The organism is Lactiplantibacillus modestisalitolerans, assembly GCF_005405425.1.
Lineage (GTDB): Bacteria > Bacillota > Bacilli > Lactobacillales > Lactobacillaceae > Lactiplantibacillus > Lactiplantibacillus modestisalitolerans.
Genome location: NZ_BJEA01000008.1, coordinates 111,099 through 125,043, shown reverse-complemented (window position 1 = coordinate 125,043; position 13,945 = coordinate 111,099). Strand labels below are relative to the sequence as shown.

General features: G+C 49.9%; 11 protein-coding genes. 5 read left to right on the top strand and 6 right to left on the bottom strand.

All coding sequences use genetic code 11. The annotated features are described in order from the left end of the window. Positions 1-95: 95 nt before the first annotated feature. From mnmG to rpmH, 6 genes are all read right to left on the bottom strand, one after another. Positions 96-2,009 carry a tRNA uridine-5-carboxymethylaminomethyl(34) synthesis enzyme MnmG gene (gene mnmG, locus FFM79_RS05270; protein WP_137642425.1) on the bottom strand — a complete coding sequence of 638 codons (1,914 nt, stop codon included), beginning with the start codon at positions 2,007-2,009 and terminating at the stop codon, positions 96-98. Positions 2,010-2,029: 20 nt separating this feature from the next. Then, positions 2,030-3,421 (bottom strand): tRNA uridine-5-carboxymethylaminomethyl(34) synthesis GTPase MnmE, encoded by a 1,392-nt coding sequence (gene mnmE / locus FFM79_RS05265; RefSeq protein ID WP_137642424.1) that lies wholly within the window; start codon positions 3,419-3,421, stop codon positions 2,030-2,032. 257 nt (positions 3,422-3,678) lie between these two features. Beyond that, positions 3,679-4,725, bottom strand: a complete 1,047-nt coding sequence (gene jag / locus FFM79_RS05260) for an RNA-binding cell elongation regulator Jag/EloR (RefSeq protein ID WP_137642423.1) — start codon at positions 4,723-4,725, stop codon at positions 3,679-3,681. Positions 4,726-5,468: 743 nt separating this feature from the next. Next, positions 5,469-6,302, bottom strand: a complete 834-nt coding sequence (yidC, locus tag FFM79_RS05255; protein WP_137642422.1) for a membrane protein insertase YidC — start codon at positions 6,300-6,302, stop codon at positions 5,469-5,471. Between the two features lie 15 nt (positions 6,303-6,317). After that, positions 6,318-6,662 (bottom strand): ribonuclease P protein component, encoded by a 345-nt coding sequence (gene rnpA, locus FFM79_RS05250; RefSeq protein ID WP_003640224.1) that lies wholly within the window; start codon positions 6,660-6,662, stop codon positions 6,318-6,320. Positions 6,663-6,773: 111 nt separating this feature from the next. Continuing rightward, positions 6,774-6,908, bottom strand: a complete 135-nt coding sequence (gene rpmH / locus FFM79_RS05245; protein WP_003640225.1) for a 50S ribosomal protein L34 — start codon at positions 6,906-6,908, stop codon at positions 6,774-6,776. Between the two features lie 505 nt (positions 6,909-7,413). On the opposite strand from rpmH, the gene dnaA reads away from it, so the two are divergent. The 5 genes from dnaA (at position 7,414) to gyrB (ending at position 13,930) form a co-directional block, all read left to right on the top strand. Beyond that, a complete protein-coding gene (gene dnaA / locus FFM79_RS05240; RefSeq protein ID WP_137642421.1) occupies positions 7,414-8,775 on the top strand; it encodes a chromosomal replication initiator protein DnaA in 1,362 nt (453 codons plus the stop codon). Between the two features lie 173 nt (positions 8,776-8,948). Continuing rightward, the gene (gene dnaN, locus FFM79_RS05235) at positions 8,949-10,088 is read left to right on the top strand and encodes a DNA polymerase III subunit beta (RefSeq protein WP_137642420.1); all 1,140 of its coding nucleotides are present in this window, start codon (positions 8,949-8,951) and stop codon (positions 10,086-10,088) included. A gap of 540 nt (positions 10,089-10,628) precedes the next feature. Then, entirely contained in the window at positions 10,629-10,862 is a 234-nt protein-coding gene (yaaA, locus tag FFM79_RS05230) for a S4 domain-containing protein YaaA (RefSeq protein ID WP_137642419.1), read from the top strand. After that, positions 10,863-11,987: a DNA replication/repair protein RecF gene (gene recF / locus FFM79_RS05225; RefSeq protein WP_137642418.1), complete on the top strand. Its 1,125-nt coding sequence runs from the start codon at positions 10,863-10,865 to the stop codon at positions 11,985-11,987. Beyond that, positions 11,984-13,930, top strand: a complete 1,947-nt coding sequence (gene gyrB / locus FFM79_RS05220) for a DNA topoisomerase (ATP-hydrolyzing) subunit B (RefSeq protein ID WP_137642417.1) — start codon at positions 11,984-11,986, stop codon at positions 13,928-13,930. Before recF ends, gyrB begins: the two co-directional genes overlap by 4 nt. The last annotated feature ends 15 nt before the right edge of the window (positions 13,931-13,945 follow it).

Genomic DNA, 13,945 nt, shown 5'->3' with positions numbered 1-13,945 from the left:
AAAGGAGCGTTGTTAGCTACCAGCCAACAACGCCCCCCTTGCAGGCGTAAGTTCCGACTTATTCCGGAACGTTCCACCTATTATTAGCTATTAAATTAGTCTTGCACCTTCGCAATTTTACCCTGTTGAATATAAACACTCAAAATCGCAATATCAGCTGGGTTGACCCCACTGATTCGTGACGCCTGCGCAATCGTCGTTGGTTGAATCTTCTTCAGCTTTTGATGGGCTTCCGTTGCCAGGCCATCAATGGCATCGTAATCAATCCGGTCAGGAATCTTTTTGGCTTCCATCTTCTTGAGGTGTTCAACCCGTTCCTCGGCCTTTTGAATGTAACCCGCGTACTTAATTTGGATTTCAACCTGTTCAATCACGTGCCGTTCCAATGGTTCTGGCGGCGCCGGAATAAACTTGGCTAAGTCGGCGTAGCGAACTTCCGGCCGCTTTAATAGGTCGGCTGCTAAAACGCCATCCTTCAAGGCGCCGGAATGGTGGGCTACCAAGAAGCTATCCACTTGTTCGTTTGGCTTGATTCGAATCTTGCCCAAACGGTCAAGTTCGTCTTGGATTGCTTGCCGTTTGGCTTCAAAGGCTGCGTAGCGTTCGTCGTCAATCAGTCCAAGTTCACGACCCTTATCAGTCAACCGTAAGTCGGCGTTATCGTGCCGTAAAATCAACCGGTATTCCGCCCGACTCGTTAACAGCCGGTAAGGTTCGCTCGTCCCCTTGGTCACTAAGTCATCAATCATCACACCAATGTACGCGTCACTACGCTTCAACGTCATTTGGTCGCGGTCAAGAGCCCGTAAACCAGCGTTGATTCCGGCGATCAAGCCTTGACCAGCCGCTTCTTCGTAGCCGGACGTTCCGTTGGTTTGGCCCGCGGTATATAGGTTTTTAACCAGCTTGGTTTCTAGCGTTGCTTTCAATTGGTAAGGTGAGACCACGTCGTATTCGATGGCGTAGCCCGGCCGCATCATTTCGGCGCTTTCCAGCCCCTTGATGGAGTGCAAAATCCGTTGTTGGACTTCTTCTGGCATCGAAGTGGAAAGCCCTTGAACGTACCATTCATCCGTGTTACGGCCTTCTGGTTCCAAGAATAATTGGTGGCGCTTCTTATCCGCAAACCGCACGATCTTGTCTTCGATCGACGGGCAGTAACGCGGACCGACCCCTTCAATCACACCGGTAAACATCGGCGCACGGTCTAAGTTCTCGCGAATGATTTTGTGGGTCGTTTCGTTGGTGTACGTTAACCAGCAAGAAAGCTGGTGCTTCAAATCAAGGTAATCCTGATCCTTAGTTTCAAAGCTGAAGTGATGCGGTTCGGGGTCACCTGGTTGTTCTTCGGTCACACTGTAATCAATCGTGTTCCCGTCAACCCGGGGTGGCGTCCCGGTCTTGAACCGTTCCAGCTTAAAGCCTAAACGTTCCAAATCACCAGACAGCTTCATGGCTGGCTGCGAGTTGTTTGGACCGGACGAGTACATCAATTCACCGATGATGATCTTACCCCGGGCAGCGGTCCCGGTCGTCAAAACGACACTCTTCGCGCTGTAACGGGCCCCAGTGTTGGTAATGACCCCTTTGCAGACGCCATCTTCCACGATTAGCCCGTCGACGATGCCCTGCCGGAGCGTCAAGTTGGGTTCGCGTTCAATCGTATGCTTCATTTCGGCACTGTAAGCGTGCTTATCCGCTTGTGCCCGTAAGGCCCGGACCGCCGGGCCCTTCCCGGTATTGAGCATCCGCATTTGAACGTAGGTTTTATCGATGTTGCGACCCATTTCGCCACCGAGGGCGTCAATTTCGCGAACCACGATCCCCTTGGCTGGGCCCCCAACTGAAGGGTTACATGGCATAAACGCAACCATGTCGAGGTTGATCGTCATCAATAACGTGCGGTTACCCATCCGCGCCGCCGCTAGCGCCGCTTCAGAACCCGCGTGACCGGCACCCACAACGATGACGTCGTAGTCCCGACCCTGATACTGCTTCACTTCTGTCATTATCTTCGTTTCCTCCTACACTACTTACCCAGACAGAACTGGCTAAATAGCTGGTCTAATAATTCGTCTTCGTAACTATCCCCGGTAATTTGACCCAGGAATTCCCAACAGCGGGTCATATCGATTTGAACGAGGTCCACTGGCATCCCAGCTGCAATCCCTGTCTGCACGTCTTGCAAGGCTTGCTTAGCTTGGTTCAATAAGCCAATGTGCCGGGCGTTGGTGACCATGATACTGTTCTGATTACTTTCAATTCCTTCATTAAAGAACATCTTCGCAATTCGCTGTTCCAATTGTTCCACGCCGGACTGTTGCAAGACGGACATACTTAAAACGTCCTTAGCATCAACCAGTTGCGCCAGTTGCGTTTGATCCAGCTTAGTTGGCAAGTCGGTCTTATTGAGGATAATAATCCGCTTGGAGTCGGCCGTCTGTGCAATTAGCTCCCGGTCTTCGTCCGTTAGCGGTTGGCTACTATCAAGGACCAACAAGACGAGGTCGGCCGCCCCAATGGCTTTACGACTGCGTTCAACCCCAATTTTTTCAACCTTGTCCTCGGTGTCCCGAATCCCGGCCGTATCAACCAATTTTAGCGGCACCCCGCGTACGTTCACGTATTCTTCGATCACGTCACGCGTCGTCCCGGCCACGTCGGTCACAATGGCCTTATCTTCGTGGAGCAAGTGGTTCAGCAAGCTTGATTTCCCAACGTTGGGCCGACCAATAATCGCGGTCGCTAGCCCTTCGCGTAAAACTTTCCCCTGCTTGGCCGTTTTCAATAACTGGTCAATGCTCTGTCCAACTTCGGTCGCCTTTTCCTTCAGCATCTTCGTCGTCATCGCTTCAACCGCGTCGTATTCTGGATAGTCGATATTCACTTCGACCTGCGCCAAGACGTCTAAAATGTCTTGCCGGAGGTGGCGAATCAGTTTCGAGAGGTCCCCGTCCAATTGATTCAGGGCAACCTTCATCGATTTATCGGTCTTAGCACGAATCAGGTCCATGACCGCTTCCGCTTGCGAGAGGTCCAAACGGCCGTTTAAAAAGGCCCGCTTGGTAAACTCGCCCGGTTCAGCCATCCGCGCCCCGTGACTCAAAATCAGTTGTAAAATTTCGTTCGTCGCGACTAACCCGCCGTGACAGTTAATTTCGACAACGTCTTCACGCGTATACGTTTTGGGTGCGCGCATGACGGACGCCATCACTTCGTCCACTTCTTGATGGGTATCCGGGTCAACAATGTGCCCGTAATTGATCGTGTGGGTGCGGACTTTACTCAAGTCCTTCCCCTTAAAAATCTGGGAAACGACGTTCATCGTCTGGTCCCCACTAATCCGAATAATTGAGATACCACCTTCACCAGGTGGCGTTGAGATTGCCGCGATCGTATCAAATTCCGTGGTCGTTGGCATTCCGATCATGTCCTTTCTTAGCTCGGCGATGGCCAGTGACTGGCCGCACGTCTTTTATCGCCTAATACCATACCAAATTTTACTTACAATTAGTTAATAATATGTCCTAAAAGCAGAAAAAAAGCGCCTAGTCCACGCCACCTTAAAGCGTGGATAAAGCACTTTGACTACTTTATCTAAAAGATAAGAATGATTAATACTTACTATAATAGCTCATTGGGCGTTTGTCAAACGCCTGTTTGCGTTTCCGGGATGAACTATTTCCGAACCGCAACCACAACGGCCCGGTGGGGGTCGCGTCCCTCTGAAAAGGTTGTGACGTGGCGGTTATTCGCCAATTCAGCGTGAATTAATTTCCGTTCAAATGACGGCATCGGGTCCAGAAAAACCTGCTTCCCAGTCGCGATGGCTTCCCGGGCGGTACTTTCGGCTAACCGCTTCAAAGTTGCTTCGCGGCGATCCCGATAGTCGTCCACGTCGAGGACCACGTTGACGTGGGAGGCCCCGTGATGATTCATATAAACTTGGGCCAAATCTTGAAGCGCGTTAATCGTCCGGCCGTGCTTACCGATCAACAGCCCCTGCTTAGCGGTATCGAAATTCAACAAGGCGTGCCGGTTACCAAAGTCCACGTCCAAGTCAGCGGTAATCCCAAGTTGCTTAACGATCTCTAGCAGGTACGCGCTTAAATCCCGAACGGCTTGTTCGTTGGCTGCTTGCCGGGCCGCGATTTCTTCGGGGGAACGCACGGGTTCGGTTCGAGCGCCAGACTTCGTTTTCGCCCCCTTATTTTCCTTAGCCGAAGCAGCCACTTGCGTTCCCTTAGTCGCCTTGTCAGCTTTAACCGTTTTCGGCATTTTCGCCACTTTGGGCGCCGCCTTAGAACGGTGCGTGGCATGCGGATGAGCCGGCGTCGTTGCGTGGGCCGACTTAGCCTGAGCCTGATGATGGTGCGCCGCCGCACTCGTTGGTTGGTCAGCGTGCGTGTGCTTAGCGGGCGCTGCTTGCGATTTCGGGGTTGGCTGGGTAGCCGCCTTCACCGTGCCAAGTGGTTGCGGGCTAGCCGTTGCCTGTGACTGCGCCGCTGTCGTTGCGACCGGCTGTGCCGAAGCCGGGGCGGAACTAGCCACTGCGGAGGCCGGCTTAGTCGTTAACTGAACCCGTGCCGGGCGCTTACCAATCCCCAGGAAGCCCTTTTTTGGTTCAGCGACGACCGTTACCGTCACTTGATCACGCGTTGTGCGCATTGCTTTTAATCCTGCCGCGATGGCGGCGTCGACGGTATTGCCTTCAAATACTGTCATATGTGTATCCTCCTCAATAAAAATACCTGCGTCCATTATAGCATTCCCGTTCGGGGAACGTGACGCCGTTTCGGTGGATTTTTGGGGGAATTGGGGGTGGTGGGTTTTTGACTGGATGGTAAATATTATTACAAATTTGCTCGTGTTGCCACTCAATCGTTTCTCGTTTGTTGTTGACCAGATTTTTATATGTATTGATTGGTATCGTCATTTCTTCGGTATGGCCGAAACGTGTTCCGGGTCGGCTGACGCCTGCGCCTACTACGACAGCGGCACAACGCAAAAACCGCTGCTCCCCCTGCTTTATAGCCGAAACGTGCGAAACCAAGCTGACCTCTGCGCTTGCTACGCTAAGCCGCCATTGCAAAGACCGCAATACCGTCGACGCTTTCCCTTCTTTATAGCCGAAACGTGCTCCGGGTCGGCTGATGCCTGCGCCTGCTACGACAGCGGCACAGCGCAAAAACCGCTGCTCCCCCTGCTTTATAGCCGAAACGTGCAAAACCAAGCTGACCTCTGCGCTTGCTACGCTAAGCCGCCATTGCAAAGACCGCAATACCGTCGGCACTTCTCCTTCTTTATAGTCGAAACGTGCTCCGGACCAACTGACGCCTGCGCCTGCTACGACAGCGGCACAACGCAAAAACCGCGTCATACCGCTGTCTAGGCAGTGCTCAGCGTCAAACCGTTGGCCCTCCGCACTCTACAAAAAAAGACCCACCACACGGCAGGTCCACTTGTATTTAACGTTTATGATTGCGCAACGCGCGCTTTCTGGCCTTTTCCAAGGCTCGCTTCCGATCCTTTTCCTTCTGCTTACGCTCCGCCCGCTCACGATTAATCTTGAATGGGTTTTGCAACAGTAAGGTTTGTCCAACTTGGAACGCGTTAGAAATTACCCAGTATAACGACAAGGCCGACGGCACGTTGATCGCCGTAATCAAAATGATTACCGGCATCAAGTACGTCATCGACGTCGTCATCCCGTTCGTTTCCGGCTGCGACTTCATCGCTAACCACGAACTTGCGAACGTAAATAACGCCGCTAAGATCGGTAACACGTAGTACGGATCCTTGCTACCTAATTGTAGCCATAAGAACGAACCGCTCTTCAGCACTTGGGTGCGCCAGATTGCTTGGTACAACGCAATCAGGATTGGCAATTGAACTAACAGCGGCAACATGCTGGCCATCGGGTGAACACCGTACTGCGCGTACAGCTTCTTCATTTCCGATTGGAGCTTTTGCTGCGTCTCCATATCCCGTGAGGAATACTTCTTTTGAATTGCCTTCATCTGCGGTTGGATTTCTTGCATCGCAACCATGTTCCGCGTCTGGAAAACCATTAACGGTAAGATGATAATCCGGATGATCACCGTAAAGATGATGATCGCCATTCCGTAGCTATGACCAAACAAGTTTGCTAACCAAATAATCGCCCGTGAGAAGTTCAGGATGATCATGCCATCCCAAAATCCAGTACTATTCTCCGTGATTGGTGTATTGCTACACCCCGTCAGAACAAGTGCGATCGTAAATACGGCCAGCATTGCCAGTATTTTTCTGTACTTTTTCAAACGAATGTCCTCACTTTAATCATTGTCCAGCAGGTGCGCTAGCTTTAGCGCATGGCTAAGATAAGCTTTGGTTTCGGCTTGCGACTTACCGGCAACGGTTGGTCGGGCAATGACGAGGAAGTCAGCATCTTGTTTAAGCTGCGGCTTTAACTCGGTGATTGATTGCCGAATCCGGCGCTTGACCCAGTTCCGTGCGACGGCGTTCCCAATCTTTTTACCGACTGAGATACCCACGCGAAAATGAGGTTGCCCCGGCTTTTCCAAAACGTAAATGACAAATTGACGATTGGCATACGAGTTGCGGGTCTCAAAAACTTGTTGGAACTCAGTTTCCTTTTTTACCCGATATGATTTTCGCATAATCCATCTCCATGTGTGCGCTCAAGCTCACCTGAGCGAATTGCTACACAACTTTACAGCCCTAAACCGGAGTCTAGGACTGTAAAGAAAAAGCCACTGATTATCAGTGGCCTATGCAGACAATACTTTTCTGCCTCGTTGACGCCGACGAGCTAACACTTTACGGCCATTGCTGGTGCTCATCCGTTTGCGGAAGCCATGTACACGTTGACGATGACGCTTCTTTGGTTGGTAAGTTCTCTTCATGGTGACACCTCCCTTTAATAATGACATGAATCAATCTGATTAAGTCGTTAGTTTAAAAACGCAGTTCATATCTAAACGCATTTCTTGACTACTATAGCATAGATTGCCCCATTTGAAAACCAGAAATGTTTTTTTCAGCCGGACTTTTTTAACGGCAAATATTTATTTTTTGCGAATATATCTGTGGATTGTTTCTGAATGCGATTTGGCGTTCCACAAATTACGCACAGGCTTTTTGACAAACTGACACCCTGTGGATTTAGTTATCCACAGGCAATAATCATCGTGTGGAAAAGTCGCGTAGGCGCTAACACAGCAAGGCCGCTTTTAAACTTATTTTTGTGGATAACTCAAAAAGGTTTGCGTTTTTTGAATTTTATCGACAGGCTGTGGATTTTTAAAAAACAGCCTGTGAATTCTTTCAACTTGCATTTGTCCACCTGTGGAAAACTAGATACGTTCATGCTAGAATAGACTTACGTTTTTTAAGAAAAGGGGTATCCACGTGCTGGAACGTAATGACTTATGGAATCTCATTAAGTTCTCAATGGAACAAGATCTGTCCAAGATCACGTTTCAAACGTTTGTCGAACCGGCCAAACCGCTCCAACTCGATAATTCGCAGATGACGATTGAAGTCCCAACCAATCTTCACCGCGACTATTGGGAGAAAAACCTTGCCACTAAATTCGCAGACATTGCGATGCAGGCAACCAACGAGCAGATTCGGCCCGTGATGATAACGGAAGAAGAACGTCAGCAACTGACCCAAAAGGCGCCAGCTGCAACCGGTAACGTTGCGGAAAAACCATCAACGACCGCAACTACCCCCACATTTATGCGGGAAACGAAACTCAACCCTAAATATACATTTGATACGTTCGTGATCGGTAAGGGTAACCAAATGGCCCACGCCGCCGCGTTAGTTGTGTCGGAAGAACCCGGCACCATGTATAATCCGTTGTTTTTCTATGGGGGCGTTGGTCTGGGTAAAACCCACCTGATGCACGCTATCGGTAACAAATTGTTAGAAACGGATCCCAACCGGAACGTAAAATACGTAACGAGTGAATCCTTCACCAATGAATTGATTAACGCAATTCAAACCAAGCAACAAGAACAGTTTCGCGAAGAGTACCGCAACGTTGATTTACTACTCGTTGACGATATTCAATTTTTTGCGAATAAAGAAGCGACCCAGGAAGAATTCTTCCATACATTTAATGCGTTGTATGAAGATGATAAGCAAATCGTTTTAACTTCCGACCGCTTGCCAAACGAAATTCCCCAGCTTCAAGACCGCTTAGTTTCGCGCTTTAAGTGGGGCCTTTCTGTTGACATCACGCCACCGGATCTCGAAACGCGGATCGCAATTTTGCGTAACAAGGCCGACCTCGAAGGTATCAAGATCCCCGACGACACGTTGAGTTACATCGCCGGTCAAATTGATTCCAACGTGCGTGAGCTGGAGGGCGCTTTGGCGCGCGTTCAAGCCTATTCGCGGCTAAATAACTCGCCCATCACCACCAGTTTAGTGGCCGACGCGTTGAAGAGTTTGCACCTCAACAGCAAGTTGTCCGAGGTGTCGATTCCAATCATTCAGGAAAAGGTTGCGAAGTATTTTCACGTGACCATGGCGGAATTAAAGGGGAAGAAACGCAACAAGCAGATTGTGACCCCGCGTCAAATCGCGATGTACTTATCACGGGAACTGACAGATAGTTCGCTCCCCCGCATTGGGAACGAATTCGGTGGTAAAGATCACACCACTGTCATTCACGCCTATGATAAAATCGAAGCAGCCCTTAAAACGGACACCGAATTACAAAAAGCGGTTGGCGACTTAAAGGGCCAGTTAAAAAAGTAGTGTGGATAAAATTGAATAAGTCTAAAAGTTTTCCACAACTTATGCACATGTGGAAAACTCCGGTAATTCAATCTTTTGAAATCTTTTCCACAATATCCACCGCTCTACTATTACTACGAACTTTAAGAACTTAATTAATTAAAGACCAGCTACCAACGAAGAGAGGATCACTTATGAAATTCACGATCAACCGATCAGCATTCATCAAAGAATTAAATAACGTGCAACGAGCCATCTCATCTAAAACGACGATTCCGATTCTAACGGGATTGAAACTAGACGTTGCCACCGACGAAATTACCTTAACCGGGAGTGACGCCGACATTTCTATCGAAACGACCATCGTCGCGGACGATGACAACAATACGTTAGTCGTTAACGAATCCGGCTCCGTTGTGTTACCCGCCCGTTTCTTCAGTGAAATCGTAAAGAAGTTACCCGAAGATACCATGACGGTTGCGGTTCAAGACGGTTTTCAAACCCAAATCACTTCCGGAGCAGCTTCGTTTACTATTAACGGTTTAGACCCGGAAAACTACCCGCACTTACCAGAAATTGATGCCACCAACACGGTGACCCTGGCCGGAGACGTCTTCAAAGAACTCATCAGTCAAACGGTTATCGCCGTTTCAACGCAAGAAAGTCGCCCGATTTTAACCGGGGTCCACTTTATCTTATCCAACGGTGAATTTTTAGCGGTCGCCACCGATTCCCACCGGTTAAGCCAACGAAAAATCCAGTTACCAGATGCCAGCAACGCCGACTACGACGTGATCATCCCCGGTAAAAGTTTGACTGAATTATCCCGGATGATTGGTGACGATAACCCGGACGTTCAAATGCGGTTATCCGAAAACCAAGTGCTCTTCGTACTGGGTAACACGTCGTTTTATTCCCGGTTACTTGAAGGCAACTATCCCGATACGTCGCGCTTGATTCCAAAGGAATCGAACACGACCGTCGAAATCGAAGCCCCCGCATTGTCCGCAGCCATCGAACGGGCTTCCTTGCTTTCACACGAAAGCCGCAATAACGTGGTTCGCTTCTCCGTGAACCCAAGTGATAAGACCATCACGATTTTTGGGAACTCACCAGATGTCGGGGAAGTCACCGAACAGCTCCAACCAGCGGAATTGACCGGCGACGAACTGGAAATTTCGTTTAACCCGGACTACATGAAAGAAGCGCTCCGCTCATTCGGCCAAGCCATGATCCGGATTTCCTTCACGATGGCGTTACGACCATTTACGTTGGTTCCAACTGAAGAAGGTGAAAACTTTATTCAGTTGATTACGCCAGTGCGGACGTTTTAAACTCGCTGAATAAATATACAAATCAACATTTAACCGCCCCCGAAAGGCTAATTTCCGGGGGCGGTTTTTTATGATTAATACGGCTGCAAACGGTGTCACCAGACGTTTTGAGGCTGCTGTAACTTTTGAAGTTTTGATAAATGTATAAAGTGCTTAGCCGCTGCGAATGCCCGCATGCTGGTTGATACGCCGTGTTCGGAATAATTGACGCTGGCGGTGGCATCCGCTAAGGCGCCAGTTCCAAAACCGGGTGCTTTGAACTTAGCTAGGGGCTACTCAGGGGAAAATTACCGAAATTCACATGCTAATTTTGGGAGTGCTTTCGCCGCTTTTGCTAATTTATTGGAATTTCAGCAAATTTACCCCTAGGCAAGTACCCTGACATTAAAATGGGTTAAATCGGCTTAAAATGGCTCTGAACGCGGTTATAAATTGAATTTTCACTTAAAAACCGGTATAATATAAGCTGTTATGAAGTGTCCGCGGACACTTTGGACGGTGCTTGAAACGCTTAGACCAGCAAGTTAGGCAGGTGACATTGTGAAACAGTCAGTAGAGATCAATACACCCTACATCACGTTAGGGCAGCTTCTGAAAGAAACGGCCATCATCGGATCGGGTGGCCAAGCGAAATGGTTTTTAAAAGAAACCACCGTACTTGTCAACGGTGAACCAGATGATCGGCGGGGTCGTAAACTTTATCCGGGCGACACGATTGAAGTTGCGGACAACGGGTCATTTTTTATTCGCTCAAATCAAGAAACGACTGATTAGATGTATTTAGAAAAATTAAGCCTGCATGATTTTCGCAATTATGCTGATCTGGACGTGCAATTTAGTCGCGGCGTCAACGTCCTGCTTGGGCAAAATGCGCAGGGAAAAACCAACTTGTTAGAAGCAATTTACGTGTTGGCCCTGACCCGCAGCCACCGAACCGCTAATGATAAGGAATTGATTCGCTGGCAGACCTCAAGCGCGACGTTACGGGGCCGGTTACATACGGCCACCGGCACGGTCCCACTCGAACTTGAGCTGGGGCGCCGGGGGAAGAAGGCCAAGGTCAACCACCTGGAGCAGGCCAAGCTGTCACAGTACGTCGGCCACTTGAACGTGATTGTGTTTGCGCCGGAAGATTTATCGATCGTGAAGGGCGCACCATCCGTTCGGCGGCGATTCATGGATATGGAGTTTGGCCAAATGAGCCCCAAGTATTTGTATAACTTGAGTCAGTACCGGACGATTTTAAAGCAGCGTAATAATTATTTGCGCCAGTTGAATCGCCAGCAAAGTAAGGACACCGTCTTTTTGGGGGTGCTCTCTGACCAGTTAGCGGCTTTTGGGGCTGAAATCATCTATAAACGCTTGCAGTTATTGAAGCAGCTAGAAAAATGGGCGCAGGGCGTCCATCAGGTGATTACGCAGGATCAGGAACAGTTGGCCTTTCACTATGTGACCCAGGTACCGGAAACGGCGCACGAATCAGTTGAGCAGCTCTACCAAGCGCTCCAAACGATGTACAGCAAGCAACAAGCCAAGGAGATTTTCCAAGGCACGACCTTGCTGGGCCCGCACCGGGACGATTTGCAATTTAGCGTTAATGGTAAAAACGTCCAAACGTACGGCTCACAGGGCCAACAGCGGACGACGGCGCTCTCCGTTAAGTTGGCGGAAATTGATCTGATGAAGGCCGAAACCGGTGAATACCCGGTTTTGTTGCTCGACGACGTGTTATCAGAACTCGATGCCGCGCGTCAGACCCACTTACTTAAGGCAATTCAGGATAAGGTGCAAACCTTCCTGACGACGCCGAGTTTGGACGGGGTCGCGCGGCAATTAATTCACGCGCCGAAAGTATTTGAAGTTAGCCAAGGCAGTTTACATGAGGAGGAATCGCATTGACCGAGAACGAAAAAGAAACCAAGCTTGAAGAAGCGCGCGAGTACGATGCTAGCCAAATTCAAGTTTTGGAAGGGCTCGAAGCTGTCCGGAAGCGTCCCGGGATGTATATTGGGACGACCAGTAGCCAAGGACTCCACCACTTGGTTTGGGAAATTGTTGATAACGGGATTGACGAAGCCCTCGCAGGTTTTGCCAACGAAATCCACGTTACCGTTGAAAAGGATAATAGTGTGACGGTCACCGATAACGGTCGGGGGATTCCAGTCGACATTCAAAAGAAGACTGGGAAACCCGCACTGGAAACGGTCTATACGATTCTGCACGCCGGTGGTAAATTCGGCGGTGGCGGTTATAAAGTTTCCGGCGGACTCCACGGGGTAGGGGCCTCGGTCGTCAACGCGCTTTCTTCCGAACTGGACGTCAAAGTTACCCGGAACGGCCACGTTTATTACATGGACTTTTCCCGTGGGAAGGTCAAGACGCCCATGAAGGTTATCGGTGAAGCGGGCGACGACCAACACGGGACGGCCGTTCACTTTACACCGGATCCCGATATTTTCCGCGAAACGACGACTTATGATATCAACGTCTTAACGACCCGGATTCGGGAACTGGCCTTCTTAAACAAGGGCTTGCGGATCACGATTCGTGATAACCGCCCCGAAGAACCGACCGAAAGCGACTTCTTGTACGAAGGCGGGATTCGGCACTACGTTGAATATCTAGATAAAAACAAGAACGTTCTCTTCCCAGAACCAATTTACGTGGAAGGCGCACAAAAAGGGATTACCGTGGAAGTGGCGTTACAGTACACCGATGATTACCACAGTAACTTGATGACCTTCACCAACAACATCCACACCTACGAAGGTGGGACCCACGAAGAAGGGTTCAAGCGCGCATTAACGCGGGTCATTAACGACTACGCTCGCAAGAATAACTTGCTAAAAGACAACGACGCCAACCTTTCTGGGGAAGACGTGCGGGAAGGCATGACCGCGGTCGTCAGTGTTAAACACCCGGACCCGCAATTTGAAGGGCAGACTAAGACTAAGTTAGGTAACTCGGATGCCCGGGTTGCGGTTGATCGGCTATTTTCCGAACACTTTAATAAGTACCTGCTTGAGAACCCGTCAATTGCTCGGAAAGTCGTTGACAAGGGGATGCTCGCCTCTAAGGCCCGGGTTGCCGCTAAGCGCGCCCGCGAAGTTACGCGTAAGAAGAGTGGGCTGGAAATTAGTAATTTACCTGGTAAGTTAGCCGATAACACCAGTAAGGACCCCGAAATCAGTGAATTATTCATCGTCGAAGGGGATTCCGCCGGTGGTTCCGCTAAGCAGGGACGCTCGCGCTTGACGCAAGCCATCCTACCAATCCGGGGGAAAATTTTAAACGTTGAAAAAGCCAGCATCGATAAAATCTTAGCGAACGAAGAAATTCGTTCACTGTTTACCGCGATGGGCACCGGTTTTGGTGGTGACTTTGATTTAAGCAAGGCCAACTACCATAAGTTGATCATTATGACCGATGCCGATGTCGACGGCGCCCACATTCGGACGCTACTCCTAACGTTGTTCTACCGCTACATGCGGCCGTTAGTTGACGCCGGGTTCGTTTACATTGCCCAACCACCGCTGTACCAAGTGCGGCAAGGTAAGTTCAAGCGCTACATCGATTCCGATGAAGAATTGACCGAAGTGCTCGGTCAATTATCACCATCACCGAAGCCCGTCGTCCAACGGTACAAGGGGCTTGGTGAAATGGACGCCGAACAGCTGTGGGAAACGACCATGGACCCAGATAAGCGCCGCTTGCTCCGGGTACGGGACGAAGACGCAGCGGATGCTGACGGGGTCTTCTCGATGTTAATGGGGGACCAAGTTAAGCCGCGGCGTGAATTTATCGAAGATAACGCTAAGTTCGTACAGGACTTAGACGTGTAAGCGCAGTTGACCTGC

Bases quoted from the DNA above. Each gene is read 5' to 3' on its own strand.
- mnmE (WP_137642424.1), bottom strand. From the start codon at position 3,421: ATGCCAACGACCACGGAATTTGATACGATCGCGGCAATCTCAACGCCA.
- rnpA (WP_003640224.1), bottom strand. From the start codon at position 6,662: ATGCGAAAATCATATCGGGTAAAAAAGGAAACTGAGTTCCAACAAGTT.
- jag (WP_137642423.1), bottom strand. From the start codon at position 4,725: ATGACAGTATTTGAAGGCAATACCGTCGACGCCGCCATCGCGGCAGGA.
- recF (WP_137642418.1), top strand. From the start codon at position 10,863: ATGTATTTAGAAAAATTAAGCCTGCATGATTTTCGCAATTATGCTGAT.
- mnmG (WP_137642425.1), bottom strand. From the start codon at position 2,009: ATGACAGAAGTGAAGCAGTATCAGGGTCGGGACTACGACGTCATCGTT.
- rpmH (WP_003640225.1), bottom strand. From the start codon at position 6,908: ATGAAGAGAACTTACCAACCAAAGAAGCGTCATCGTCAACGTGTACAT.
- dnaN (WP_137642420.1), top strand. From the start codon at position 8,949: ATGAAATTCACGATCAACCGATCAGCATTCATCAAAGAATTAAATAAC.